The organism is Mesorhizobium oxytropidicola, from assembly GCF_056174625.1.
In genome coordinates this window covers 109,084-133,973 of sequence record NZ_JBWBWK010000002.1, presented here as the reverse complement: position 1 = coordinate 133,973, position 24,890 = coordinate 109,084, and the positions used below count along the sequence as shown (strand labels likewise).

The 24,890-nt window shown below is 60.0% G+C and carries 21 protein-coding genes and 7 pseudogenes; 15 read left to right on the top strand and 13 right to left on the bottom strand.

Annotated features, from left to right (window positions below; translation table 11 throughout):
- Both AC0V8S_RS36030 and AC0V8S_RS36025 read right to left on the bottom strand, forming a co-directional pair.
- Complete coding sequence (locus AC0V8S_RS36030) at positions 1 to 681, bottom strand: DUF418 domain-containing protein (protein WP_475439055.1); 681 nt, start codon at positions 679 to 681, stop codon at positions 1 to 3.
- 29 nt (positions 682 to 710) lie between these two features.
- Positions 711 to 1,370, bottom strand: a pseudogene (locus AC0V8S_RS36025) (hydrogenase small subunit); the annotation flags it as partial.
- A 405-nt stretch (positions 1,371 to 1,775) separates the two neighbouring features.
- Between AC0V8S_RS36025 and AC0V8S_RS36020 the strand changes: the two are divergent.
- From AC0V8S_RS36020 to AC0V8S_RS35990, 7 genes and pseudogenes are all read left to right on the top strand, one after another.
- A pseudogene (locus AC0V8S_RS36020) lies at positions 1,776 to 1,928 on the top strand (ATP-binding protein); the annotation flags it as partial.
- Between the two features lie 174 nt (positions 1,929 to 2,102).
- On the top strand, positions 2,103 to 2,354 hold the full coding sequence (locus AC0V8S_RS36015) for a hypothetical protein (protein WP_244662144.1): 252 nt from the start codon (positions 2,103 to 2,105) through the stop codon (positions 2,352 to 2,354).
- Between the two features lie 81 nt (positions 2,355 to 2,435).
- Positions 2,436 to 2,897, top strand: a complete 462-nt coding sequence (locus AC0V8S_RS36010) for a PAS domain-containing protein (protein WP_475439054.1) — start codon at positions 2,436 to 2,438, stop codon at positions 2,895 to 2,897.
- Positions 2,879 to 3,040 carry an HWE histidine kinase domain-containing protein gene (locus AC0V8S_RS36005; protein ID WP_475439053.1) on the top strand — a complete coding sequence of 54 codons (162 nt, stop codon included), beginning with the start codon at positions 2,879 to 2,881 and terminating at the stop codon, positions 3,038 to 3,040. The genes AC0V8S_RS36010 and AC0V8S_RS36005 overlap by 19 nt, the downstream gene beginning before the upstream one ends.
- A 173-nt stretch (positions 3,041 to 3,213) precedes the next feature.
- Positions 3,214 to 3,759 (top strand): annotated as a pseudogene (locus AC0V8S_RS36000) (AAA family ATPase); the annotation flags it as partial.
- A gap of 418 nt (positions 3,760 to 4,177) precedes the next feature.
- A pseudogene (locus tag AC0V8S_RS35995) lies at positions 4,178 to 4,363 on the top strand (DUF234 domain-containing protein); the annotation flags it as partial.
- Positions 4,364 to 4,426: 63 nt separating this feature from the next.
- Positions 4,427 to 4,612, top strand: coding sequence for a hypothetical protein (locus AC0V8S_RS35990; protein WP_475439193.1), 186 nt, complete (start codon positions 4,427 to 4,429; stop codon positions 4,610 to 4,612).
- Positions 4,613 to 4,621: 9 nt separating this feature from the next.
- Here AC0V8S_RS35990 and AC0V8S_RS35985 read toward each other — a convergent pair whose 3' ends face one another.
- The 3 genes and pseudogenes from AC0V8S_RS35985 to AC0V8S_RS35975 form a co-directional block, all read right to left on the bottom strand.
- A complete protein-coding gene (locus AC0V8S_RS35985; protein ID WP_475439052.1) occupies positions 4,622 to 4,795 on the bottom strand; it encodes a hypothetical protein in 174 nt (57 codons plus the stop codon).
- Between the two features lie 379 nt (positions 4,796 to 5,174).
- The gene (locus AC0V8S_RS35980; protein ID WP_475439051.1) at positions 5,175 to 5,531 is read right to left on the bottom strand and encodes a hypothetical protein; all 357 of its coding nucleotides are present in this window, start codon (positions 5,529 to 5,531) and stop codon (positions 5,175 to 5,177) included.
- Positions 5,532 to 5,983: 452 nt separating this feature from the next.
- Positions 5,984 to 7,041, bottom strand: a pseudogene (locus AC0V8S_RS35975) (cytochrome-c peroxidase).
- A gap of 591 nt (positions 7,042 to 7,632) precedes the next feature.
- Here AC0V8S_RS35975 and AC0V8S_RS35970 point away from each other — a divergent pair.
- On the top strand, positions 7,633 to 8,103 hold the full coding sequence (locus AC0V8S_RS35970; protein ID WP_183455479.1) for a Ros/MucR family transcriptional regulator: 471 nt from the start codon (positions 7,633 to 7,635) through the stop codon (positions 8,101 to 8,103).
- Between the two features lie 250 nt (positions 8,104 to 8,353).
- Here the strand turns inward: AC0V8S_RS35970 and AC0V8S_RS35965 are convergent, their stop codons facing one another.
- Positions 8,354 to 8,566: a cold-shock protein gene (locus tag AC0V8S_RS35965; protein WP_120019369.1), complete on the bottom strand. Its 213-nt coding sequence runs from the start codon at positions 8,564 to 8,566 to the stop codon at positions 8,354 to 8,356.
- Between the two features lie 204 nt (positions 8,567 to 8,770).
- Between AC0V8S_RS35965 and AC0V8S_RS35960 the strand changes: the two genes are divergently transcribed.
- The 6 genes and pseudogenes from AC0V8S_RS35960 (at position 8,771) to AC0V8S_RS35935 (ending at position 16,298) form a co-directional block, all read left to right on the top strand.
- Positions 8,771 to 9,019, top strand: coding sequence for a hypothetical protein (locus AC0V8S_RS35960; RefSeq protein WP_475439050.1), 249 nt, complete (start codon positions 8,771 to 8,773; stop codon positions 9,017 to 9,019).
- A gap of 617 nt (positions 9,020 to 9,636) precedes the next feature.
- A pseudogene (locus tag AC0V8S_RS35955) lies at positions 9,637 to 10,328 on the top strand (biotin carboxylase N-terminal domain-containing protein).
- Positions 10,329 to 10,710: 382 nt separating this feature from the next.
- Complete coding sequence (locus AC0V8S_RS35950) at positions 10,711 to 12,006, top strand: M16 family metallopeptidase (protein ID WP_475439049.1); 1,296 nt, start codon at positions 10,711 to 10,713, stop codon at positions 12,004 to 12,006.
- Positions 12,007 to 12,013: 7 nt separating this feature from the next.
- A complete protein-coding gene (locus AC0V8S_RS35945) occupies positions 12,014 to 13,408 on the top strand; it encodes a M16 family metallopeptidase (protein WP_475439048.1) in 1,395 nt (464 codons plus the stop codon).
- A 477-nt stretch (positions 13,409 to 13,885) separates the two neighbouring features.
- The gene (locus tag AC0V8S_RS35940) at positions 13,886 to 15,343 is read left to right on the top strand and encodes an NAD-dependent succinate-semialdehyde dehydrogenase (RefSeq protein ID WP_475439159.1); all 1,458 of its coding nucleotides are present in this window, start codon (positions 13,886 to 13,888) and stop codon (positions 15,341 to 15,343) included.
- Positions 15,344 to 16,118: 775 nt separating this feature from the next.
- On the top strand, positions 16,119 to 16,298 hold the full coding sequence (locus tag AC0V8S_RS35935; protein ID WP_475439047.1) for a hypothetical protein: 180 nt from the start codon (positions 16,119 to 16,121) through the stop codon (positions 16,296 to 16,298).
- A 313-nt stretch (positions 16,299 to 16,611) separates the two neighbouring features.
- Here the strand turns inward: AC0V8S_RS35935 and AC0V8S_RS35930 are convergent, their stop codons facing one another.
- The 3 genes from AC0V8S_RS35930 to AC0V8S_RS35920 all read right to left on the bottom strand — a co-directional run bounded on the left by AC0V8S_RS35930 (position 16,612) and on the right by AC0V8S_RS35920 (position 18,710).
- Positions 16,612 to 17,859 carry a type II toxin-antitoxin system HipA family toxin gene (locus AC0V8S_RS35930; protein WP_475439046.1) on the bottom strand — a complete coding sequence of 416 codons (1,248 nt, stop codon included), beginning with the start codon at positions 17,857 to 17,859 and terminating at the stop codon, positions 16,612 to 16,614.
- Entirely contained in the window at positions 17,852 to 18,187 is a 336-nt protein-coding gene (locus AC0V8S_RS35925; RefSeq protein ID WP_475439045.1) for a helix-turn-helix domain-containing protein, read from the bottom strand. Before AC0V8S_RS35925 ends, AC0V8S_RS35930 begins: the two co-directional genes overlap by 8 nt.
- A gap of 286 nt (positions 18,188 to 18,473) precedes the next feature.
- Positions 18,474 to 18,710, bottom strand: coding sequence for a hypothetical protein (locus tag AC0V8S_RS35920; protein WP_475439044.1), 237 nt, complete (start codon positions 18,708 to 18,710; stop codon positions 18,474 to 18,476).
- A gap of 929 nt (positions 18,711 to 19,639) precedes the next feature.
- Here AC0V8S_RS35920 and AC0V8S_RS35915 point away from each other — a divergent pair.
- Positions 19,640 to 19,834 (top strand): hypothetical protein, encoded by a 195-nt coding sequence (locus AC0V8S_RS35915; protein WP_475439043.1) that lies wholly within the window; start codon positions 19,640 to 19,642, stop codon positions 19,832 to 19,834.
- Positions 19,835 to 20,361: 527 nt separating this feature from the next.
- Here AC0V8S_RS35915 and AC0V8S_RS35910 read toward each other — a convergent pair.
- The 4 genes and pseudogenes from AC0V8S_RS35910 to AC0V8S_RS35895 all read right to left on the bottom strand — a co-directional run bounded on the left by AC0V8S_RS35910 (position 20,362) and on the right by AC0V8S_RS35895 (position 24,890).
- On the bottom strand, positions 20,362 to 20,784 hold the full coding sequence (locus tag AC0V8S_RS35910) for a hypothetical protein (RefSeq protein ID WP_475439042.1): 423 nt from the start codon (positions 20,782 to 20,784) through the stop codon (positions 20,362 to 20,364).
- Between the two features lie 76 nt (positions 20,785 to 20,860).
- Positions 20,861 to 22,460: pseudogene (locus tag AC0V8S_RS35905) on the bottom strand (IS66 family transposase).
- Between the two features lie 45 nt (positions 22,461 to 22,505).
- Complete coding sequence (locus tag AC0V8S_RS35900; protein ID WP_475439041.1) at positions 22,506 to 22,922, bottom strand: hypothetical protein; 417 nt, start codon at positions 22,920 to 22,922, stop codon at positions 22,506 to 22,508.
- An 828-nt stretch (positions 22,923 to 23,750) separates the two neighbouring features.
- Positions 23,751 to 24,890 carry a PIN-like domain-containing protein gene (locus AC0V8S_RS35895; protein WP_475439040.1) on the bottom strand — a complete coding sequence of 380 codons (1,140 nt, stop codon included), beginning with the start codon at positions 24,888 to 24,890 and terminating at the stop codon, positions 23,751 to 23,753.

The following is a 24,890-nucleotide window of genomic DNA, read 5'->3' as shown; positions in this document are numbered from 1 at the left end:
TCAGCGGATGTGACGCGCGAGATCTGCGATCCTAACCATCAGCATTTCTATCGGTCCTCGCTGGAAGACGCGCCGCCAAAGCACCGCGAAAGTGCTGATAACCACGACGAAGCCAAAGAGTATGGACAGGCTCCCGTCTCTGCCAACCAGATTTATCCCCTTATGTTTAAAATAGGCTATTATTCCCACAATGTGCAGCACATAGGCCGTCAAAGGCATCGAGCCGACCGCGATTATTGGCCAGACCAGCTTTCGCAGATGCGGGAGCGCATCCATAGCGAGCCAACAAGCCGCAATGACAATCATTGCGCAACCGGTGTTGCCCAGGATCGAGAACGTCGTCTCGCTGTGAGGTGCGGCAACCCATAGCCAACTCGCTGTGTAGGGAGCGTCCGCGTTCATCCACCAGAGGACGGGAGTCTGGCCAAGTTCCCGCAAATCGGCCAATTCGGCGCTTACGCCAGGCAGCAAACGCAGCGCGAGCCAGGATCCCCCATAGCCCAACACGGCCAGCGCGACCCCCGCTAGACCAAGGCGCCAATGCATTGCTTGCGTATTAAGGCTAAAGCGCGCGATGGCCATGCCTGCGATCACGAAAGGAACCCAGGTCATCGCGGGATAGTAGCCGCTGACCATGAGCTCGAACACCGGGTTCGGGTTCAAGCCCTCGGGGACAAACAACCGAAGGAGGAACTCCACTTGCGGGAGACCTGCCGGTCGAGTTCCGGCAGCGCGCCGAAGGTCGTGATGAAGGTGACGACCCCGGTCATCACCTCCGCGATCGGGGGACAGCCTGGTACCTTAATGATCGGCTTGTCGAGGATGACCTTGTCGATCGCTGTCGCCCGGGTCGGGTTTGGCTTGGCCGCCTGGACGCAGCCCCAAGAGGCGCAGGCGCCCCAGGCGATAATCGCCATGGCATCCTCGGCCATCCACTTCAGCTTCTCAACGAAGGGTTTGCCGCCGTCGATGCAGAACATGCCGTCCTCGTTGAGCGGCGGATTGCCCTCGACGGCGAGGATGTACTTGCCTTTGTACTTGTCCTTCGTCTCTTTGAGAATCGCCTCCGCTTGATGGCCGGCGGCCGCCATGATCGTATCGTCGTAGTCGAGCGAGATCATCGACAGCACGACGTCTTTGACGAGCGGATGGGCCGAGCGGATGAAGCTCTCCGAACAGCAGGTGCATTCGAGCCCATGCATCCAGATGACCGGAACGCGTTCCTTGGTCTCAAGTGCTTCAGCCATCGCTGTCGCGGCACCCGGGCCGAAACCGAGGCTCGCGGCCGTCAGGCTGCAGAACTTGGTGAAACTGCGCCGGGTGATCCCCTGGCGACGAATGACGTCATATAAGGTTTGGGCAGCTGCCATGTTGCTCCTCCAGCAATTTCATCCCCCATCCCATCACCCGGATAGACGCCGGGTTCTGCCAGAAATGCTTGCTGCAAGAAGCGGACCAATTTAGTAGGGGTCAGAGGGATAATCACCCGGTCTGGGATAATGCTGTTTCCGACCCCACTGCGGACGTTGGAGGGTCCGCTACCGGGTCGCAGCGCCAGCTCGCGTAGTCACGATTCAAACGGAAGCCAATAGCTGCACCCTTGAGGGGTTACCCCAGGCGGCCCTAAGCCCCAGTGGCGAAAGCTCAAGATGAATTAGGGCATACGCCTCGGCTCACGCCTTTCCGAGGAGCCCTGGATGCGAGATAGTTCGAGGAACCTTGGCCAAGCATTGGAAGTCGACAGCAGGCGCGAAGGGCCTGTCTGCACCCGAACCACAGTCACAAGCTCAGATTTCAAGGGCTTGCGAATGCTGGCAGACGCATGCGGAGACCGTTTTGTCTCTGGAGTGGTGCTATAAGACCACGATAAGATTGTCCCATTCGGAGAGCGCCTCCATGCGGCACCGCTTTCGGTACTTTGGCGGTAGAGCAGGTACGGTGCCGGATACCCTTGCTGCCGAATGCCGGAATTCTTCGCTCGCAATTGCTAGCCCAACATCAACACAACGCGCCGACTGCCGTTGTATCTCGCCGCGAACCGTCTTGCGTTTGTGGCCCCCTCGCCCTCACGGCCGGTTCAGCGTCGAACGTGCCGTGCCGCGATGCATTCAAGGCCGCGACCAGAACGGCACCCGTGCGACTGCGGCAGAAGCCAGGGGTTACGTGCATCACGGCAAGACAATGGCGCCGGCAAGCCCGCCAGCATCGTCGCCAGTACGGGCCTGGGAACCGCCATTGTCGAGGCGCTGGTCAAGCAGCTGGAGGCCAACATCGAGGTCATCAGCGACAAGAACGGCACCAGCGTGTCGATGACAAGGGCAACGTTCACCTCGCGCGTGTCGCAGGCGGCGTAGCATGATCCATCCGGTGGCGGGAGCCGTGGGCGCCGGTCCGCCATCCGGTTGGATCGCGCCAAGGCGCGGGATCTAGTCAATATGTCCAGCGTAGTCGCCAAGTCCGAAGAGCAGAAGGACGCCGAAGCCGAAGTCGAGGGCTTTCAGGACGACCTGGGCCGTTCGTCGTTGCCGCCGAGACAACACATGGTTTTCACCGACGCAAAAGAACCCGGCAATCCCATCATTTTTGCCAATGACGCCTTCCTCGGCATGACCGGATACGCCAGGGAAGAGGTCCTCGGTCAGCCGTTCAATTTCCTGATGGCGGACGCCACTGACGCCGGGGCGCTGAAACGCATCAAGCTCGAGTTCGAAGCCAATGCGGAGGCGGGTACGGAAATCCTCTACAGGCGCAAGGATGGCAGCGAATTCTGGGGCGGCCTTTTCGCCAGCCCTGTCCAGGACAAGAGCGGCGCCGTCGTCCAGTATTTTGCCTCCTTCGTCGATCTGCCAAGCACAAGGAGGAGCAGGCGCAATCCAAAATGCTCATCGAAGAATTGAACCACCGGGTGAAGAACACGCTGGCAACGGTGCAGTCGATCGTCTGGCAGGCATCGCGAGCCAATTCCGATCCGCGGGCGATCCGCGAAACGGCCAAGTCCCTGCTGGATCGGCCAGAAGGCGATCTGCTTTTCTGGCCGTAGTCCTCCTCGACCAACCAGGCCCGGCGGACCCAGCGGCCGGGATTTTGGTGCTTTGAAAGCGGTGTCTTTCCAGTGGCCTGTCCCGGCTTTGGTGCTTTTTACTTACCAAGCTGCCTGACCGCCCTTGCTTTGGCATTAGTGTAACCTTGATTACCGTAATCAGGATTACACTAATGTTCGTAGGTCGCGCTCAAGAGCTCTCCCGCCTCCGCAAGGAATTCTCCCTCGCTAGGCCCTCTTTGCTCGTGGTATATGGACGGCGCCGGATCGGGAAGTCCGCGCTGCTCAAGGAAGCTGCCAAGGACCGTCCCCACGTTCTCTATCAAGCGACGCGTGTAACCCCAACTCTGAATCTGGAGGGCTTCAAAGCGGAAATCGCCCGCTCGCTCGGCGCCGATCCCCTGTTGGACGGCCTCGGCGATTGGCTGAGCGTGCTGACATACCTCGCGCGTAAGGCCGAGGGAACACTTGGGCTGATCGTCGTCCTGGACGAATTCCCCTACCTTGTCGAGGGCGATGAGGCCCTGCCATCGATCATCCAAAAATTCTGGGACGCGGTCGTCGCCGCCGAGGGCAAGCTGAACTTGGTGCTCTGCGGGTCGATGATTGCCCAGATGGAGGATCTGTTGGCCGAGAGGAGCCCACTCTACGGGCGCCAAACCCTACCCCTGGAAGTCAAGGCGCTGCCGCTGCGGGACGCGGCCGGGTTCTTCCCGGATTACCCTGCTGTGGATCGTATCCTTGCCTATGCCATCTTCGGTGGTATCCCCTTTTACCTAAGGCTCTGCGATCCGAGCGCAAGTCTCGAGGAGAACGTCACCAATTTGCTGCTCGCCGATACGGGGGCGCTGGTAGACGAGCCGAACCTCCTGCTCCAATCGGAACTTCGGGAGACCCAACGCTACGCCAGGATCCTGGCGGCGATCGCGGACGGCTGCACCAAACTCGGGGAAATCGGCGGCCGTCTCCGGGACATCAAGGATTCCGTTTCGCTGAGCCCCTACATGAAGCGGCTCGAGCGCATGCGGCTGGTTCGGACCGTACATTCCTTCGACGCCAACCCCAAGTCACGGGACACGCGTTACTTCGTGGACGAATCCGCTTGTTGCCTTCTGGCATCGGTTCGTTCGGCCGAACATGTCAAGTGTGATGCAGGGCTTCGGTCCCGAGATTTGGCGGCACCAAGTGGCGCCGCGGCTGGACGAGTATATGGGCGGCGCGTTCGAGGAAATCTGCCGAGGGCACGCCCGCCGCCATGCGCAGGAGGCTCTTCCGTCTCCGGCCCAGGAGATCGGTCAAATCTGGGGTGCCGAATATGACATTGACGTAGCCGGACGCTTGCTGGACGGATCGATGCTATACGGCGAGTGCAAGTGGCGCCGCGGAATGATCGGGGCGGATGTCCTCGCGACACTGATCGAGCGCGCCGGAAGAACCGACTATGGTCGTGGCGTAGAAGATCGCCACTTCGTCCTATACGCGCGCACCGGTTTCAAGGCAGGTGTCCAAGAGCGTGCCAAGGAGGACGGGCGAATTGTGTTGCTGACGCCCGACACCATGCTCGCCCTCTGAAATCCTCAGTCAAATCGGGCGACGGTCGATGCGGTCCTCGGCCCAGTCACCCTCGCGGTTCAGTCCGACGCGTCCGGCTTTCTCGAGGGTGCTAAGGATCGGAGACTGGCGCTTGCCGATGATGGTGACGGCGCGCGGATCGTCCCCGGACACCCGTGCCTCGTTGCGAACTCCTGTGCGCATTCGGCGGTCGACATCGGACGCTTGGCGGTCCGCAGAATGTCGAGAGTCATCTTGCGCTTGTTTGTCTCGCCGATGACCTTGTCGAGTTGCCTGACGCTTTCGGCCATGGGCAGCCGGCCGCGGCGCTGCTGAGGCTGACCCAAGTCGTTCCCAGAGCTTGGCGCGTGCATCGACAACCGCAAATCGCGTGATGGGTTCGGCGGTTTGCGATGTGTCGCTGCGCGCCCACGATCACGTGGTGCCGGCGGCCGCCGAAACCAAGGCCAGCGGTAAGAATCGGCGTCAAATGGTGCGACACTGCCAAGATGCCGGACCGGCGACGGATGCAAGAATCGACTGACAGCGATGAGCGGCAGCGCCAAAGCGCAGTGACAGGCCGTTAAGCGCCGGGCAGCGTGCCCTTCGCCGACATCTCGAAGACATCGAGCAGGATGGCCAGCCCGACGCCGCACGCGGTCAGGATGAGGCCGGCCATGAAGATGCGGTTGGCGCGTTCGTAGATGGGTCGGCGCAGCGAACTCATGTCGAGCAGCTTGGACAGCGCCCGCATCTGCAACGCGATGCCGATCAGGATCGGCACAACGGCGAATAGGTCGTAGAACCGCCATGGCACGGGGTTTGCCGCCCAATGCGTGACGAAGCCGAGCGAAAAGGCAAGCAGGATGCCCACGACAGTGATTGTGCCATTGCGGAAAATCGTCTCGATCAGCTCTTCCTTCGGATCGTGCTCGTCCAAACGTCCCTCCCCTCCCTCAGTCGTAGCAGGTCTTTGCACAGTGTGAGGCTAAGCTCTCGGGAAATCCCTGTACATCGCCGCCAATTAGTCAAGAGAGCTTCTGGCAAAGCGAACAGGTGGTTGTGCGGGGAATTAGCGGAACTGGGCGGTGAAACGCCGTTGAATTTGGCACAGACTGAGACCGGCGATCGGGGGCCATGTGCCCTATCGTCCCATATGGGCGCTCCTTGTTGTAGTATCTGCGACAATCCTGCAACTTTTCGAAGCCCCCTTGGTCTGACTCGCGCCAGATACCTAACATGATGCCATCGCAACGAGCTGGCGACGGAAGCATTGTCTGCAGTTTGGGATCATGCCAGGCATTGCCTTCTCAAAGAGGTCGCGATCCGTCTCGTCCCAGTAATGGTCGCATTCATTCTTGATTGCCACTTTCCGTAGCCAGCCCCGGCCATTTATTTCCCTAAGATCTGCGATGCAGGTCGAGGCGTTGTCGCCGTTTCGGCGGGCAAGATAGGCAAGACGACCTCGGGTACCTTTCCGGTCAGCGAGTTAAGGAAGGCAACGAGCAGGTCGACTTCTTCGGCCTTCAACTCTTCGCCGAGCTGGGTGGTGCCCATAATAGCCACGGCCTGTTTCAGATCCCAAACCTTGCCCGAATGAAAATAGGGCGCGGTGAGAGTGCCACGTTGCGCAGCGGCGCCACGCGGAAAACAAAGGAATCGTCGGCTGCATTGGTGACGGCAAAGCGGCCCTTGTCGTTTTCCGGCCGTACCTCGGCGCTGGGCTGTTCAATAAGGCCGAATGCGTAATAGGCCTCCCCGCCAACGTTGATGCCGGCATGGCAGGACGAGCAGCCTTTGTCCATGAAAAGCGCCAGCCCCTGTTTCTGTTCGGAAGTCATGGCGGCGTCATCGCCATTGACGAAAGCATCGAAGGGCGCCGGCGTGACCAGTGTCGCCTCAAAGGCTTCAACTGCCTTGGCTAAGTTGTCGAAGGTGACGCGATCGGCCTCACCGGGGAAAGCTGCATTGAACCAATCGACATATTGCGGCATCGACTTGAGCGTCGCGATGACTTGACCCGGAGTGTTGGCCATTTCGACATCGGCTTGGATCGGTCCTTTGGCCTGAGCCTTCAGATCTTCGGCGCGACCATCCCAGAACTGCGCGATGTTAAAGACAGCGTTCAGTACCGTCGGCGCGTTGCGCGGTCCCTTCTGCCAACCATGGCCGATCGAGGTTTCAAGATTGTCGTCGCCCCCGGTGGCCAAGTTGTGGCACGAGTTGCACGAGAAGACACCTGACGCCGAGACACGGGGATCGAAGAACAATGCCTTGCCGAGCGCGACCTTTTCCGGTGTGATCGGGTTGTTGGCGACTGCCGGCGTGGTGGATGGCAAAGCCTCGAAAGTGGCCAGTGCCGTTTCTCTGAGGTCGGCGGGGATCGGTTCCGCAGCAAAAGCGATGGCTGCCGGCAAGGCGACAGCCATCGTCATGAATAGCATTTTCATAAATGATCTCCGAGCGTTGTGCACGGAAGCCATTGTGGGATATGCGGTTCGTGAAAGCCCTGCGCTAGATCAACGGCGGGAGAGGACCGGGCCTGACGGCCAGACTTCGATCGGGCCTGCCATCGAATGGCGGAAGCCGCCACCAGGCTGTGTCCATCGCTCCGACCGTGGATCCCAACACGTGGCCGGCGCCATCGCAATTTGCTCGCGCTGACTGCCTGGTTGGTTCCTTGGGGCGTGGCGACGATCACCATAACAATGCCAAGGCGGAAAGCATCATTGGAAGACCATGAAGGTCGAAGCCGTGTATCCGATGACGTACGAAACCTTCAGCGGCGCGAAACACCTTCGGCTTTTTCATTCTGCAAAATTCAAACGGAGGGGATCGAGCTTCAAAGCAAACTCCGACCCAGTTACGGGACAGCCAACACCGAGCGGATCAACGTGCATGACGGTGGGATGCGGCGCTATAGACCTCGATGCTGGATGAGCATCGCAATGATCCTGTCGAGACAATTGTTGCGTTCAGCGGCAACCCCCACTATGAAGCGACGCTTCGCCGACTATGTTCCAAGCCGCCCGGAGATTTACATGACAGAAGAAGCCGACAAAAACATCGACACCCTCATCGAGCTCACAGCCGATGTGGTCTCAGCCTATGTCTCCAACAATCCGGTTCCGGTAGGGGACCTCCCTGCTCTGATAGGCCAAGTGCATGCGGCTCTGAAAGGCACGGCCGGAAGTGTCTCCGCAGAAGAGCCGGCGGTCCTTAAGCCTGCAGTCCCAATCAAGAAGTCGGTGACACCGGACTACATGATCTCCCTTGAGGACGGGAAGAAATTCAAATCGCTAAAGCGCCATCTGTCGACCCACTACGGGCTGACGCCGGACGAATATCGCGCCAAATGGGGCCTGCCGGCGGATTATCCCATGGTCGCGCCGAATTACGCCGCGGCGCGCTCAGCATTGGCCAAGACGATGGGGCTCGGCCGCAAACCGAAGGAGCCGGAAACGCCGGCGCCGGCGCCGGCGAAGCGGACCCGCAAGAAGGTCACGGCTTAATTCCGGCAACCGAGATTCGTTTTGGAGTGTGCTGCTGCCATTGGCATGATCTGCGCGTAATATGAAAAGGCGGGGGAGCAACCCCGCCTTGTCTTTGCAGACAGCCTGGTTTCAGGAATTCGCGACGGCTTGCAGCAATCTGCTGACCGATTCTCCGGTCAAGCCATGTTCTCGCCCACTCTTGTCAAGCGGGGCAGCCCATCCGGGACGTGCCGCGTGCTTCCGGCTCTTGCGGGACGCAGCCGAAAAATCAGCCAGCTTTGCTGAGGCTGCCAGCGGATGACTTGCCAGTGCGGCGGTCCTGTTCGATCTCATAGTTGATCTTCTGGCCGTCAGTGAGGGTTGAGAGGCCCGCGCGCTCGACAGCGGAAATGTGGACGAAAACATCCTGACCGCCATTGTCGGGCTGGATAAATCCAAATCCCTTGCTGCTGTTAAACCACTTCACTGTTCCGGTCGCCATATGCGTATTCCTTTGTACAATTGCAACGTGGGCAGGCCGTTAGGCCAGTCCGATACATAGCCGAGACTTTAGGCAAAGCAAAAACGAAAAATTGCGGGGCCCGGCTCGATCTGCTGATGGTGGCTCGCGCCATTGGGTCAACGGCCGGTGGTTCACGTCGCCACCTTGGTGCATAACCCTGGCGAGGCTTGAAGGAGTTCGGAATTGGATTGTTTCGAAAGGATCGAGGCGTTAATCGATGCGGCCAGCGCGGATGCGATCGATAGGGCGCGCGTTTTGCTGGATCAGTTGGATGATAAGTCGCAAACAATCGCCCAAGCGATCGACGACTTCCTGCTTGATCTGATGACCCTGGTGTTTGTTATAGAAAGCACCCAAGAGATGTTCCATTATCCGGCGCGGCGGTTGGCACATCTGAAATTGACCAGGGTCAGGCTGTTGATGGCATCATAGCCTTGAGCTTAGAGCCGGTCCAGTTAGAAGGCATCGATCTGTTCGTCGGCTCACCAGCGCGCAAAAACTGCCTGCATGGCGTGTGCAAAATTCCGTCGCCCCCTCAGCCAGCGGCGGCTGCAACTGCTCACCTTTCCAGCATTGCCGCTCCGATCGGAAAAGGAAACGTTCAATGCCACACGGACTTCAGTGAATAGTGCACTCGGTATGGCGCCCACGCAAAAGGCCCCTCTTTGTCGCCCACTTAACCACCCAGCACCGAAGAACCCGATCGGCGGAAATTGTTACGGTTTCTATTGTTCCGACGACTGAACGGAGAAGAGAAAAAATTCTGATCCAAACTGCCCAAACTGCAAAGTGTGTTTCGGCACTTTCGCAGATGGCGAAGCATCAGATGTTCTGCCTTCCAATCGGGGCTGCGCCCGATCCTGGCTGCGCCAGGCTGTAATGAGCGAAGTCCATTTCCGTAGCTGAAAATGGCTATGCGAACAACGTGCGATTTAGGCTCTCGAATGGAAAATCTATCTTGGATGATTTACCCGCCGTGAAGTAGTCGGCCACCTAAACTGCGAATAACGACAATACTAACCCCAGCCGTGTTCCTGGAAAATAGGATAATGCCAAAATTATCCTTTGATACAGTTCTGATCGCCAATAGAGGCGAGATCGCCATACGAATCATCAAGACGCTGCGCGAGCTGGAGCTGCGCTCTGCAAATGTCTACCACGATCTCGATGCGGGGACGCCAGCCGTCTCAGTGGTCGACGTGGCAGTTCCCATAAGGGTCGCACACCGGTCGCGGCCTATCTCGATACCGCTCAAATCATCGCTGCCGCCCACGAGGTGAACGCTGGGGCGATTCACCCGGGCTATGGATTTTTGTCGGAGAATGCGGAATTTGCTCGCAAGGTGTTGCACGCTGCCGAGGCCAGACCCGGCAATGCCACGCTCTCGCCAGGTGCCCTTGAGCGGGCCTCCTTGACGTCGGCCTGCCGAGCTCCCCCTCGCCTCTCCGCCACCTCCACTGCGAGCCTGGCGGCCACCTTCCTTCCTAACCGGCCAGGCTCCCGACTCCTCTGTTCGTTCAGCGTCGACCCTGGCCTGCCTGTCGAGAACAGCGTTCTGCGTCGACCACCACATCATCTCCATTCCAACCCTCTCAGTGCCGCGGCCGTTCGAGGCGCATTTTATCCCTCGCCGCGGCAGCACGCTCAATCGTCTTCCGCACGAGCAAGATATCGTCCCAAGCCGCAAGCGCTTCGCGTTCTGCGCCGTCCGATGTCCGACAATGTCGGATACGCAACATAGCAGAGCCCGATTTATCACATTGCCGAAACGGTTTTCTCATTTGGCACGGCACGTGCGCGGTCATCCGCAAACGCGTCACGGACCAAGGAGAAGCCGTCCCATGATCACCTCACCAAAAAATAACGCCGCACGTCTCCCGGACGCATCCAAAGATGAGGCTCGAGCAAGGCCTGGCAACATGCAGACGGCTCGGGTGGATCGGCGCTGCCTACCGGTCCACTTTCTCCCACACGGGGAGACGGGGACGCAGCGCCTTCAAATTAAGGAAATCACTTTGCCACGAACCTTGCCGATCGTCCGGCCACCACAACGGGAGCCATCCACCAAACTTCCGTCACGGTGGCTGCGCAGGGCATTCATTGAGACCGCCTTGGTTTTCGCGATGACTGCTCCGGTTCTGGCCGCCACCGACGACGGCAAGGTGACGGATTTCATGCTCGACAACGGCATGGAGGTGGTCGTCCCCGATCACCGCGCGCCGATCGTCACCCATATGGTGTGGTACAAGGTCGGCAGCGCCGACGAGCCGCCGGGCAAATCCGGGATCGCGCATTTCTTCGAGCATTTGATGTTCAAGGCCACGGCCAATCACGTCGCCGGCGAGCTGAACCGCGCGGTGGCCGAGATCGGCGGCTCGCACAATGCCTTCACCTCTTACGACTATACCGCCTTCTACCAGAGAGTGGCGCCCTCGGCGTTGGAGCAGATGATGGGCTTCGAGGCCGACCGTATGCGCAACCTCATCCTCGCCGACGATGTCATCAAGACCGAGCGCGACGTGATCCTGGAGGAGCGCCGTTGGCGTATCGACAACAATCCGCGGGCGGTTCTGGAAGAGGAGGTCGACGCCACACTCTGGCAGAACCACCCCTACCGCATCTCGATCATCGGCTGGATGCAAGAGATGGAGCAGCTGAACCGCGTCGACGCCGTCGCCTTCTACAACAAATATTATAACCCCAACAACGCCGTTGTGGTGGTGGCGGCCGATGTCGACCCGGAGACGGTGAAGGCGCTGGCCGAGAAGACGTATGGTAAGCTCTCGCGCGGACCGGAGCAGCTACCGCGAGTCCGGCCGGTCGAGCCGGAGCAGAACACTAAGCGCACGGTGACGCTCACCGACGCGCGCGTGTCGGTCCCGAGCTTTTCGACGCAATGGGTGGTGCCGTCCTATCATACGGCCGAACCTGGCGAGGCCGAGGCGCTCGACCTCCTGGCCGAGATCCTCGGCGGCGGCACCCGCAGCCGGCTCTACCAGCAGTTGGTGGTGAAACAGGGAATAGCCACCGAGGCCAGTGCCAATTTCCACGGCACCATGCTGGATGCCACCAACTTCGCCATCTACGGCTCGCCGCGCGGCGGTGCAAGGCTTGCCGACCTGGAAGCCGCGGCCGATGCCGAAGTCGCCCGCATCGCCAAGGACGGTGTGACAGATGAAGAGCTGGAAAAGGCCAAAGACCGCTATGTCCGCTCGGTGATCTTCGCCCAAGACGAGCAGGACTACCTCGCCAACATGTATGGCTCGACGCTTGCCACTGGCGGTACCGTAAAAGATGTACAGGAATGGCCGGACCGCATCCGCAAGGTCACCGCCGATCAGGTGAAGGCCGTCGCCGCCCGCTATCTCGTGTCCGACCATTCGACCACCGGCTATCTCTTGCCCAAGACGGAGAATTGATGTGACGATGAACCAACGCCGAGCCGCCTATGCACAAGCCCTGCCATTTCCGCTTTCAGCGGCAGAAGACAGCGTCGCACGCCTCGCCACTGCGCTGGCCATCCTCCTCCTCGCCATCCTCTTCCTCATCCTGCCTGCGCTCAGGGCCCATGCGGCGATGAACATCCAGGAGGTGAAATCTGAAAAGGGAATCAACGCCTGGCTGGTCGAGGACCATACGGTGCCGATTATCTCGGTCCGCTTCGTCTTCAAGGGCGGCACCACGCAGGACCCGGTCGGCAAGGAGGGGCTCATTCATCTGATGACCCGCCTGTTCGACGAGGGCGCCGGCGATCTCGACAGCGATGCCTTCCAGGTGAAGCTCGATGATGCCGGCGCCGAGATGAGCTTCGACGCGCAACGCGACGGCATCCAAGGCTCGATGCGCATGCTTTCGGAACAACAGGAAGCCGCTTTCGATCTGCTCAGGCTCGCGGTCAACAGGCCGCGCTTCGACCAGGAGCCGGTCGACCGCATCCGCGCCCAGGTGCTCTCCGGCATCATTGCCAATGAGCCCGACCCCGATGCGATCGCTCAGCGCAAATGGCTACGCGCGATCTACGGCACGCATCCGTATTCGAGGCCGGACGAAGGGACCAAGGTGAGCCTCGCCGGCATAACGCCGGCCGATCTCGGCGCCTTCCGCAAGGCCATTTTCGCACGCGACGGGCTCCATGTTGTCGTGGTTGGCGACATCGACGGCAAGAGGCTGAGCGAAAAGCTCGACCAGCTGTTCGGCGATTTGCACGAGAAGCAGACGCTCTCCCCCGTTGCCGATGTCGCCGCGAAACTCGGACAGCAGGTGGAGGTGAACTACGAGCTTCCGCAGACCTCGCTGCAATTGGCTTTTCCTGGCGTCGGACGCAGTGAGCCGGATTTCTTCGCCGCACTGCTGATGAACGATATCCTCGGCGGCTCGCCCTCCACGTCGCGCCTGTGGGAGGAGGTGCGAGAAAAGCGCGGCCTTGCCTATGGCGTCGGCTCTTATCTGGCCGGTTACGAGCATTCTCATGCGCTGCTGGTTAGGACGGCGACACGCTCGAACCGCGCCGCCGAGACGCTGAGCATTGTGCATCAGGTGGTGAAGCAGATGGCACAGCAAGGGCCGACGGAGGCCGAGCTCGAGGCGAGCAAGAAGCATCTGATCGGCGCCTATGCCATCAACCATCTGGATTCCTCCAGCTCGATTGCAGCCACGCTCGTCGGATTGCAGCTCGACAATCTCGGCACCGACTACATCCAGCGCCGCGCCGCCCTCATCGATCAGGTGACGCTCGACCAGGTCAAGGCTGCGGCGAAGAAGCTGCTTTCGGCCGAGCCCGCCATTATGGTCGTTGGCCCGCCGCTGGGGGGCAAAGGATGAATACAGGAGCCCGTTTCGACTTCCCTCTCCCCTTGTGAGCTTTTTCACGGGGAGTGTGGTCCGGTTCGGCTGGCTAGTGGGGTTTTTTAAAAGCCCGCCGAGCGGTTTTGGGGGCCCTTGCGAGGCATCTGCCGGTTCAGGCGGCCTACTCGCCTGATTGTGGCACGCTCCCCCTCACGCCAGCTTCTCTTCGGGTGGTAGAGGACCCCGATCATGGTCCGCAGATTGAAAGGCGCAGGCCCCCTGCATGCACTGCGTGCGGATGGCGAAGCCGACTTCCGATTTTTTCGCCGAACGAGAACCGCGACCATCGTTAGAAAACTCTCAAAGTAGCTCCCTTTCCAGTTGCGTACATTGGACTACCAGCTGTCCGGCCGAGGCCCTATAAGCAACCCCGGCGTCGCGCAATACACGCCGGACCCTGCTAATATACCCGCTGCGTCGAGGAGGAATCCGGTATTGCCCCTGTGCCTGCCGATGATCCGTCACCTGAAATCCCCCGACCTGTTTGGACCCATTGATCGCCTGCCGGCACTTGGCACGCGCATTAGCAAGCGAACATTCGAGGTCCTCAACCCGTCGACCGGCGAAGTGCTGGCAGAGCTTCCCGACATGGGTGTCGAGGAAACATGCGCTGCGATCGACAAGGCCTATGTCGCCCAGCCTGGATGGGCAGGATTGACCGCACGTGAGCGCAGCGACGTTCTGTGGCGTTGGCATCAGTTGATCATCGACCACGCCGACGATCTCGCCGCTATACTCACAGCGGAGATGGGCAAGCCGCTTGCCGAAGCCAAATCGGAGATGTCGCATGCTGCGGCGTACCTGCAATGGTACGCCGAGGAGGCCAATCGCATCTATGGCGAGACGATCTCCGCACCATCGACGGACCGTCGGATGCTGGTGATCAAGCAACCGATCGGCGTCGTCGGCACGATAACACCCTGGAATTTCCCAGCCTCGATGGTCGCGCGCAAGATCTCGCCAGCCTTGGCCGCAGGCTGCACGATCATCCTCAAGCCCGCTGAACAGACGCCGCTCGTGGCTGGTGCCATGTTCGCACTTGCGCACCACGCTGGCTTCCCCGAAGGCGTGGTCAACCTGGTCTATGCGTCCGAAGGCGACGCGGTCGGTCGCGAACTCTGCGCCAATCCCAAGGTCCGCAAGATCAGCTTCACCGGATCGACCGAGGTTGGCCGGCTGCTGATGCGCCAATGCTCGGACCAGATCAAGAAGGTCAGCCTCGAGCTCGGCGGCAATGCACCTTTCATCGTCTTCGACGATGCCGAAATCGACGCTGCGGTCGACGGTGCGATCCAGGCGAAGTTCCGCAATGCCGGCCAGACTTGCGTGTCGGCGAACCGCCTTTACGTTCAATCGAAAGTTCACGATGAGTTCGTCGAGAAATTCGTGGAGAAAGTCCGCCGCTTATCGGTCGGCGACGGCTTCGCTCCCGGGGTGGATATCGGACCGCTCATAGACAAGCATGCTCTGGCCAAGATCGAATCCCATATTGCGGATGCGGTCGAAAAAGGCGGTACAATTCGATGCGGGGGCAATCGCATCGGCAAGGATGGCACGTTTTTCGAACCAACGGTCCTCACCGAGATTTCCAGCGTGATGGCGGTTGCCCAGGAAGAGACTTTCGGGCCGCTGGCGCCGATCATTCGCTTCGACGATGCGGATCAGGTCGTGCGTGAGGCCAACGACACGATCTACGGCCTCGCCGCCTACTTCTATGCCTCAAACCTGAAGCGTGTCTGGCGTGTGGCCGAGGCCCTGGAATATGGCATGGTCGGTATCAACACTGGACGCATGTCCTCGGAAGCGGCACCCTTCGGCGGGATCAAGCAGTCCGGCATCGGGCGTGAGGGTTCCCGCCATGGCCTCGAGGACTACCTCGAAATGAAATATCTCTGCATGGGCGGGATCTGAAGCATCTGCTTGCACGGTTCGCAGATCCGGCAATCGCGCGAGCGATCTCCGAATACGGGAATCGAATCATTGCTGCTCGATGGGTGCCGGCGTGGGGCTCGGCAACCCGTGGAGGCAATTCTGAAGTACTGGCGGGATATTCTCTCGACGCGATAAGCGCCAGGTTGTCGGCGAAGAGGGGTCGCATGTGGCGGGCGACAAGCTTGCGAGCGACCAGGCGGTTCTCGCCGAGAAGGCTTCGAATGTTTCGAGTTGCAGTTCGGCAAGTGGCCCGAACAAGGTCTCTACATCGGGCTTGTTGCAGTGGCGCGCCGCGTGGGCCGGTAGATCAGCAGCTTCATCGGTTCCGCCCATGGCAGCGAGCCACTGCTCGATCGACTGAAGCTTCTGCGGGCGGCCTGAATCTTGATACGCAGACGCTTGCCGGTAGCCTACGGCATCGCGTGGCTCGCCTGCGTCCGGCAGGGCGAACGGTACTTGACGATGCTTGCGCGACATCAGCTCAGATCGGCATCGGGCGATCCTTGGGGTCTGCGCGTGGAATAGGAGGCAGCGATCGGACATTATGGTCGAGACCCGCGGTTGGATGTGGGGAACATCTGGCGCGAAGCAAACTCCTGGATGATGAACGGATTGCGATCCCAAGGCCGCAGTCCCAGATACGTTGCGTGCCCCGCTCCGGGAGGTTTGTCCACAGCAATACTGGCCGATGAACCTTTGGCTCTGTCGTGCAAGGATATCATCGCTTCCACCGCAACAGGTGGGATCGCTTAGTTTGAAGGCCTTTGTGGACAATGCGGAGCCGCTGGGGAAACTCGAGCTCGGGGGCCAGAAACTCAGCAAGGACGATATCCTCAAGATCCTAGATGCCAAGGGCGCGGCGCAGGCGGTGCAGGCCCTGCTGGAGAACGCGGAGGCGCTGGCGAGGCTGGAGTTCTCCGATTGGCGTCGGTGAGGTCAGCTTTCCCGTCTTTTCCGAATGATGTCGCCCCCGTTGGTCACTCGCTTCTCTTCGCGGTCTGCACCGGGCCGGCCGCATGATGGGGTAGGAGAGCGAGGCCTCTCAATCTGTTGAACGACCTTGGGATGGTCCATCCAGGATCTAGACTGCCAACGAGATCGCCTTGCCCATCGTCCCCTTGGGAGCGATCCGGATCACCCCTCGGGCAATCACTGTCTGTATGTTCCTTTCGTTTATCTGTGTCGTATTTCATGCGACGCGGGGCCGCCGGGACTGGCGCTGCTGGATCGAAAAAGGAATGTCCTTGTCACAGCGCCCGCGCCCGCTTGAGGTCGTCGTGCTCGAAGGCGCTGGCCATGCGGTTTATCTCGGCCGAGCGGGCGCCGACTGCCTTGGCGGCGTCCCGCCATGTCGCGGTCACGGCCGCGACTCCTTTGATAATCGCCCGGGCTTGCGCCAGCGTGAGCGCAAAAAACTCCGACGCGGCCTCCAGCAGATCGAGCGAACAGGTGCCCTCGTCGAGATCAATATTGGTCGAGAGCACCCGCGCCTTGAGATCGGTCGGGATGGGGTTGAGGTCGTATGCCGGTGAAAGCGACCATCCCGCCTTTCCCAGCCACAGGAAGCCGTGATTGCGCAGGTGATCGTCGACATTGGAGATCAGCACGTTGAAGACGACACGCCGATAGAGGGCATGGGCGTCCGTCTTTCCCTGTGCGCCGTGTTGCGCAAGGGCATCGACGATCTCCGGATAGCTGCCACGCTCGCCATCCTTGGCGCCCATCATCGCCATCGCCGATAGGAACGGGATGCGGATCGCACCATCACGGTCGAAACGCCGCGACAGCATGACCGCCTTTCCGGCGACATCGATCAGCTCGTGCAAGGGCGTGGCGATACCTGCCTGACCGGCCAGCCGCAGCGCGATCTCCTCCCAGGTCTCCATGCTGTAGTCGTCGGTCTCCTTCGAAAACTTGGCGATGGAGAGGCGCCCATTTTGATCGATGATCGACGCCTTTGGCCGGGCACCGCCGAGGGAGGAGCCAGGGGCAAAGATGAGCTGCATGTCTTCGTCCGTTTCCTCGTCACGAAGAATTCGCTCGGTGATTTGGAGCAGCCGGCCAAGCTCGATCAGGGCGGGAACGCTATCGCGGATCGGTGCCTGAAAAACCTCGTCGCCAACCCAGCGGAAGCGGAGTGCGCCAAGGCGGGTCTCGTCGGCGACGCCAAGCAGATAGTCTCTTTCCGTGAGGGTGCGAACGGCGCGTCCTTCGCGTTCCGCCAGGCGGCGCTCGGCGCGCTGCATAAGGCGACGACCCCAGGTATCTGGCGCCGAGTCGCTGATGGATCCGAAAGTCGCAAAACCGGCGGAAGGAGCGAAGGCGCCGCGGGTCAGAGCAAGAGCTGGCTCGAGCGAGAAGCGGTCCGGGTCCTCAAGCCATGCGCCGTCATACTCGAAAAGGATGGTCTCCGTGCCTCGGACGCGTTTGCTCCTCGCCATTCCGATCGGGCGTATGCGACCGTTCAGATCGATATGCACCCCGAAGTCAGTCATCGCGCGATGATCCGGCTGGCCGCCTGAGATGGACGTGCTTAGGCAGATCGGCGCTGGCCAGCGCCTGTCCGACGCTGTCGTTTCTGATGTCGGCGACTTGACTCAGGCCCTCTAGCAGGCCGAGCGCCTGCAGGACGCCGGCATAAATGCCGATGCTGACGTTGTTGTCCCCGGCTTCGACCCTTTGGAGTGTCGAGCGAGACGTGAAGGCGCGCTCGGCCACGACCGCCATCGGCAGCCGTCGCCGTCGACGCGCATCGTGAATGTCCGCCCCAAGGTTACGCAGCGCGCGCCGCACGGCAGCAGGAGGGTTGTGTGGGGTTGGCATTTTGACACCTTCGCACTACAAAACGGCCGAATATGTAGCACGAAGATTACAATTTTCTAGCCCGTCAAGGGCGCCGCCCAGCAGGAAGCGACGGTTTGATCTTACCGCGGTCGCGACGGCATCGACCGGGAGATTCCGAACGTCAGCGATCGCGGCGACAGCAGTTTTTCACGTCAGCGTGCTCGCTGGGACAAATATCAATTTGAGTGAAGGGGCCATCTGCCTCAGGATTCGATCGGTCGGGAATTCGGTGATGAAGGCACCCCTTCGATCCGAGCGGGGTATCTCAGCAGCGACGGACAAATAGCAGCCTAGCGTCGCGTCTGATTGGGCGCTGGAGTTGTCGTCGCGGATCTGTTGATGCGGTGATGGACATGGAGATCTCGCGGCAGCTCACGGACGGCGCCGACGCGATCATCCCGGCGAACAGACGTCGGCTCCGTTCGCTCATGCCGGCGATGTTTTCCGATGCCACCATCGCATCGTCGGACAAAAGCTCCTCGACGACGAATTCCTCGCCCATGGGCGCTGAGTCTATCCGGCGCTTCTTAATGACGTCGGAAATCCCTCTCGAGACGGTTGGAAATTGCCTTCTCATATTCCATTCGCCGCAATCCTCATCGGCCGGACATTGCCGCCGCCCAACTTCAACTTCTGAACACCAGGGGCCCATACACCCTGAAACCGAATGCCCGGCAGGAGACTGAGCTCGCTGCCGGGCCGGGTACGCCTTGGGAGGTGGCGTAAGTCAGCGCTTTTTCGGGGCCATGAGACGACTTCTCCTCAGTCCGAACGCCTTTTGCCGTACGCCGCGCATGTACCGTGCCAAAGCAAAAACGCAATTAAAAACAACTGATGGATCAGATTATGCTATATTGCGTGCCCGACATTGTCGGGTATCGGACAACGCTGAACGTGGCTGAATGGCGCATGAATCAGTTTCCCCGGGGGGATTTTGTCCGCTATTCCTTAGACAGCGCCGGGGAACCGGGACCCACTGCACGCCAGGCACACCCTGATCGATTGCGACGGTCTCACGCAATCGAGTGCGACGTCTAGTCGACCGAGTGTCGGTCGATGCGGGGACGGCGCGTAGCGCTGTCAAACTGTCCCGCGCATCATTGCGCGTCTATCTGCGACCGCCGATCCAACAAGACTGCCGGCTCAACTTCGAGTACCTCGCAGGCTTGTCGATCATATCGATAGTGGCGTCTTGCACGCCACGTTCCAGCGCACTGATGTCCGGTCAACGCCGGCCCCAAGGCGTCCTGTGATAGCCTCTTTGTCTGTCGATGCTGTCGCAGATTGCGGGCGAAAGACTTCTCGTATCTCCACACATGAGAGGCCAGCTCGAGCATCTCACCACGGAGTATTCTCGACAAACCGTCACGGGTGGAAGCTTAGAATTGTGAAGGTAAGAACCCATGTCACGTAACTGACGGAACGCCGCGTGTGGTCGGCGACGTCCCCTGGCTGAGAGCCTCACGAGCTACGACAAGGAGCATCACGGTCTACCTTCGGCTCTTGGGTGCCTGCGCCGACAATGCCAGCGAAGAGGAAATGGTCGATCTCATTCTCGGCATCGACCCGGCCCCTGAACCGGTACGCGCCCGCAAGGACTACGACGCCATCATCGACGCCGCGTGAAACGAGCGCTTACTTCGTGGTCGGGGCTTTCGGAATGCGAGAGTGGCTCACGTCGTTCGAGCCTCATGACCCCTGGTATTAGGCGGCACGAACAGGCAGGACGTCAGGTGGAAGCACATTTCCGAGAAGCGGGCGGCATGGCCAAACGGGACAAGCTCGTACGAGCGATGCTGGCCAAGAAGAAGCTAAAGATGGCAACCTAAACATGAAGCTTCAGCAAACATTGACTAGAGGCTCTACGTAAAGTACTTGAACGTCTTTAGCAGTGATCTGGGCTTCCTTGTGGTTCTCGCCCTCGCGGCCGCAGCAAGCGTCGTCATACAAATCGCGCGTTTTTGGTAAATGTCGCCGTCGATTCAGGGATCACCGTCGCGGCCATCACCAACCACTGCTGGGAGCGAGTGAGCAACCCTGAGCAGTTCCGCTTTGAGATAGACGTCGCTCCAAATGAAGGGGACGCTATCCGCGTAGTTACGGAGCGCCACTCTTCGCTGAAAAAAGCCCGAAAACTTTTGCGACCCGACAGATTAAGCAGTGAAGGCCTCCGACGCATATTTGTAGTCTACACCTTCCTTATAAAGAATCACTCGTCCGGGAAAAAGCGTGACACGCCAGGCATCTGGAAGGACCCGCAACGTCTTATTGAGCAAATCACGTACTGTGTCTCCGGCGTCCACCACCACTGGGGCAGCCGAGCGTTGATCAACATGTCCCTTTTTATGATTCGCAGGTTTCTTCTTTCCGGGAAGCAAGTCGGTTTCATATCGAAAATAGAAAGGAAGGTGCGTCTTGAGCTGGATTAGCATTGGAAGCAACTGATGTGGGCCTAGCTTAAAAATATTCAGCTCACGATCGATGTTTATGGGGTATTGAACGTCAAAATTCGAAGGCTCTTGCCCCTCTCGGTTGTGCCCTGGATCATTGGATCCAAAGCCACTGTAGTTCCACAACAGCGCCGTCTCATCTGCCTTCCTCATCGAATCGATAAGGATCGCTTCGACGTAACCGGGGCAGATTACCGGGCAGTCAGGCTTGAGCGGCTTGCCTAACGAGATCCGGGAGCGGCGGAATCGACTCTTGTGTTGGTATGCCGAGGCGGTCGCCGAGATAGCGGAAGAATGAGACGTCGAGCTTGATGCAGGTCTTCATCAGGCCGAGCAGGACGTCGCGGGCGTTCTTGCCTGCCTCACTGACGGTTCCGCCGGAGATCTTGCGCTTGGTGACGAAGGCGCGGATGTCGTTTTCCGAACCATTGGTGTGGAGTGGGATCTCGGGACGATCGAGAACGCGCAGGAGTTCATGCTTGCGGCGATGCAGCCTGGCAAGAAGCCGGTCGAGCATGACGTAGCCGGTTCGTCGTTTGAACAGGCGCTCGAAGCGGGCGCGCAGGGCCGCCGCGTGGCGCGGACAAGGAGCACGCTGGTAGCTCTTGAGGTCGCGATAGAACCACCAGATCAACTGGCGCATGATGTCGACGGCCTGACGTTGATCCGGGGTCACGGGTATCAATTTGTGGACGAGCCGCTCGGCGTGGACCCAGCACAGAGCATGGTCGCCGATGCGGAACTGGCCGGCATCATCGGACACGACCACGGTATCGGCGAGAAAGCCGTGGTGGCGGATCGCTCCCCACATCGCCCCTTCGGTGGCGATCCTGACTGGGTTGGGCTCAACCGCGAGCTGGTCGAGGCCGAGTGCGGCCAGATGCGCCTGCCATGCGGCGCTGTCGGCAAATGCCTTGTGCGGCGCAGCCGCCAGCCGCGCGATCACCGGACCGGCGAGGTTGCGGCCGCGCATATAGGCCAGGGCCTCTTCATTGATGAAGTAATCGCTGTGCCCGGCACGCAGCGTCGCCAGGAACGCCTCCCGTGACTTCGATCGCCCGGTGCGGAACGCGGTGAAGCGGCGATCGCCGATCTGGGTGGTGTAGCCGTCCTGGTGGGCGTGGCGCGCCGACGTATCATCGACGGTGATCCAGGGCGCCGTAGCCAGCCCGGCGCGCAGCACGTCACGGTCCTCCGCCGCGAAGGCCTCCAGGCCCTCCGAAATCAGCCGCACCACCTGGCGCTTCGAAATGTCGACCCCGATCCCGGTCAACAACGCCGTCAACCGCTCCGTCGTCACCTGGGCCTTGAATGTGACAGGCCAGAATGAAGCGGCGCAGGTTCGCGCCCCAGCCGCCGATGATCCCCGCCGGCAAGGGCGCCACCATCGTTTCGCCGGTCGGTGCCACTCAGCGCTCGCGGCGATAGCGCACCACCTCGGCCGACAACGCCAGATCGCGCACCAGGATCGTCTCATACCCCTTGAAGCGAGAGCCCGCAGGAGCGCTCACCGCAACCGTCACCTCGCGGCTCACGCGACCGCCGTCGCGCTTGGCGCCGCGCCGGCGGCGCTTGCCCTTGCCAGATGTCGGCTGCGTCGCCTTCTCCATGCCCGATGGCTTGGTCGGCTTGACCGGGGGACGCGGCGGCAGGTCCTTCAGCCGGGCGATCTCATCCTTCAGGGTCTGGTTCTCGGCGCGTAGCGCCTGGTTCTCGATCTCAAGGCTCTCGACCCGGCCTTGAAGACCGCGCACTTCGCCGATCAGCGCAGAAACCAGCCCGCGGAGTTCCGCGAGCGACAGGCCTTCAAGCGAATCAGTCGGTGGTAGCGTCACGCAAAGGGTGAATCACGAAAGCACGCGCCTGCAAACCCCCACCGCCCGGTAATCTGCCCCGGTTACCGCTTCGACGTCGAAATTCGAGAACACCATGATACGGATCGCCTTGAATCCGATCCGGGAAGGATCCAAATGCTTTCGATTTTGTATGGTGAAGACATGTCGGTTCAAGCGATCACGAAAACCATGCCGGACGTCAGTCTTCCCAGCATATACCGGCTGCTCATCTAAAAAGAGCACGTAGGCTCCCTTCGCCCCTTCGGGTATTTGATCGATCGCCTCCTTTGTAAGGGACGCGAGTGGCACTTCGCTTACAAGCCGAGGCAGATCGTTGCGCAAGACCGTTTCGATGTCGATCTCGTACTCCACATAGCCTTGTGGCCCGGGGCTTATAATCTGGGCCGAAGCTGTTTTCGATTTGGTCATTCTAGGCAAAATTTGGTCGCCCTTAGGATCGAAGCGAGAGAATCACGCAGCGCGGGAAAGTAGACACCATGCCTGGCTGACGACTAGTGCAGCCGAGTTGCGGGTAGCCGCCATTTCTCATGAAACGGACAATGAGGCACTCCGGGTGAATGCGAACATACCGCGACGTGTCGGAGGCACCTTTGGTCACACGAGAAGAACTTTATGAACTAGTCTGGTCCAAGCCTATGCTCAGGGTCGCAGAGCAGTTTGAGGTCCCTAGCAAGCTACATGGCCCGAGTCTGCGTAGCATTGAACGTGCCACGCCCAGAACGTGGGTACTGGGCGAAGATGGCTGTCAAACGGCGCCCAAAACTGACCCCCCGATTGGAGTGCGCCCCTCAGGGTGGACAGATATCAGGCTGCTGATTTGCCAGTCTGCCAGGTGTGTTGATCCTCGAATTGGTGTGGGCTCAGATATCCGAGCGCCGAATGGGGTCAGCGTGTGTTGTAGACCTCCTCAATAAGCGGGGAAGGTGATCAACGACGTCGTCGAAGGTTTCGAAGGCCATCGGGTAGACCGCCTCGACCTTCAGCCAGGCACTCGACAGGCCTGCTACGAACGCGGCCAGGTCGGGTGGCTCGGATGTCGTCGCCGGCGGAGCAGACATTCTGATCGACCGCTTCCTGGCAGGCAGCCTCCACGGCATCGATGCCGTCGGTCAACACCGCGGTCAGGATCGACACCATCTGCCGATCGCCGTCATGCGCCGCCTTCAATCTGCGTCGGATACATCTGCGCGCCTTATCGAGATAATTGCGGCGATTCGCAGAAGTCGACGGATACCGTCATGCATCGTGACCATCTGATACTCCGCTGTGTGACTGTTCCTCCGGTGGAGGCGTCGCATTGTCCGACGACGGCGTTAGTGATTCTAATTCCTTATTCAGCTTCCCGAGCCTAGCCCTGAGGGCCGCGCGGTCAACCGTCGAAACCGGCACAGCCGCTCCTGGTGTACCGGACAACAAACCGACAATCTGGTCCCTTTCGTCCTCAAGCTCTCGAAGCATGGCTCGTGTCTCATTTGCCTCGGCAGCTTCGCTCTGCTTCCGGCGAGCGCGTACGTCCTCCTGCAGACTCTTCTCAACTTGATCGACGCCCGCCTTGATCTCCGGGAAGCGCTCCGCCGCGAACCTTAGGAACTGGCCGAACTCGTAGATATGGAAATCCTGATCCGAACCGGCTTGGAATTCCTCTATCAGCTCCGGACGTGGGCCCAACTTCCGACCTTTGTGAATCCACCACCAGTCTTCCTTTGCATCATCTGAGATGAAGATGACCGGCCGCTTCTCCGCCTTCGCCTTCGCCATCATGTCCTTCCAGATAATCAGATCACCGTACTTGTCGAACTCGCCGGCGTCCTTTTTTGCGTCTTTGTACCCGGGCGGGATCTTCTTCGTGTAGCGATCCTCACCCTCCTTTTTGAGAGCGGCGAGTTGCTCGGGCTTCCATTTGTCACCAATTCGACCATCCAACAGCTGCGTAAGGCGCGCGACGGCCGCCGCGATGTCCTCGGTCGGGTGCGAAGCCTGAGAGGTCGCCATTCGCGCGCGAAAATCCGCCGAGAACATATCCAGGGCTGCCAATTCCTTGGCCACGCTTATCGTGGGATGAGCGCGGAGTTGCCGTAGCCGCTCACGCGCCTTCTCGATCGTCGCTTCTTGATCTCTAACCAAGACGTCGTAGGCATCCTGCGCGCCAAGCTCGACATCCAAGCGATTGCGATGAAACTCAAGCCCAACCTGATACGGAATCCACAGTGACTCTTTTAGCGCGTCGAACAGTCGCAAAAGCTCTTCGCGCACCGCGGCGGGGTGACGGAGGCAGTGCAACAAAACATTGGCATCAGGAACAAATATCGCACTGTCCCACAATGCTGAAGCCTCGGCGGCCGACTTTGGATACCAGCCCGGATATTTATCCTTCAT

What these genes read in the sequence shown, in the direction of transcription:
- AC0V8S_RS36015 (WP_244662144.1), top strand. Translation starts at nt 2,103, where the DNA reads ATGCATTCAAGGCCGCGACCAGAACGGCACCCGTGCGACTGCGGCAGA.
- AC0V8S_RS36010 (WP_475439054.1), top strand. Translation starts at nt 2,436, where the DNA reads ATGTCCAGCGTAGTCGCCAAGTCCGAAGAGCAGAAGGACGCCGAAGCC.
- AC0V8S_RS36005 (WP_475439053.1), top strand. Translation starts at nt 2,879, where the DNA reads ATGCTCATCGAAGAATTGAACCACCGGGTGAAGAACACGCTGGCAACG.
- AC0V8S_RS35990 (WP_475439193.1), top strand. Translation starts at nt 4,427, where the DNA reads ATGATCGGGGCGGATGTCCTCGCGACACTGATCGAGCGCGCCGGAAGA.
- AC0V8S_RS35985 (WP_475439052.1), bottom strand. Translation starts at nt 4,795, where the DNA reads ATGCGCACAGGAGTTCGCAACGAGGCACGGGTGTCCGGGGACGATCCG.
- AC0V8S_RS35970 (WP_183455479.1), top strand. Translation starts at nt 7,633, where the DNA reads ATGACAGAAGAAGCCGACAAAAACATCGACACCCTCATCGAGCTCACA.
- AC0V8S_RS35965 (WP_120019369.1), bottom strand. Translation starts at nt 8,566, where the DNA reads ATGGCGACCGGAACAGTGAAGTGGTTTAACAGCAGCAAGGGATTTGGA.
- AC0V8S_RS35950 (WP_475439049.1), top strand. Translation starts at nt 10,711, where the DNA reads ATGACTGCTCCGGTTCTGGCCGCCACCGACGACGGCAAGGTGACGGAT.
- AC0V8S_RS35945 (WP_475439048.1), top strand. Translation starts at nt 12,014, where the DNA reads ATGAACCAACGCCGAGCCGCCTATGCACAAGCCCTGCCATTTCCGCTT.
- AC0V8S_RS35940 (WP_475439159.1), top strand. Translation starts at nt 13,886, where the DNA reads ATGATCCGTCACCTGAAATCCCCCGACCTGTTTGGACCCATTGATCGC.
- AC0V8S_RS35930 (WP_475439046.1), bottom strand. Translation starts at nt 17,859, where the DNA reads ATGACTGACTTCGGGGTGCATATCGATCTGAACGGTCGCATACGCCCG.
- AC0V8S_RS35925 (WP_475439045.1), bottom strand. Translation starts at nt 18,187, where the DNA reads ATGCCAACCCCACACAACCCTCCTGCTGCCGTGCGGCGCGCGCTGCGT.
- AC0V8S_RS35920 (WP_475439044.1), bottom strand. Translation starts at nt 18,710, where the DNA reads ATGGGCGAGGAATTCGTCGTCGAGGAGCTTTTGTCCGACGATGCGATG.
- AC0V8S_RS35900 (WP_475439041.1), bottom strand. Translation starts at nt 22,922, where the DNA reads ATGACCAAATCGAAAACAGCTTCGGCCCAGATTATAAGCCCCGGGCCA.
- AC0V8S_RS35895 (WP_475439040.1), bottom strand. Translation starts at nt 24,890, where the DNA reads ATGAAGGATAAATATCCGGGCTGGTATCCAAAGTCGGCCGCCGAGGCT.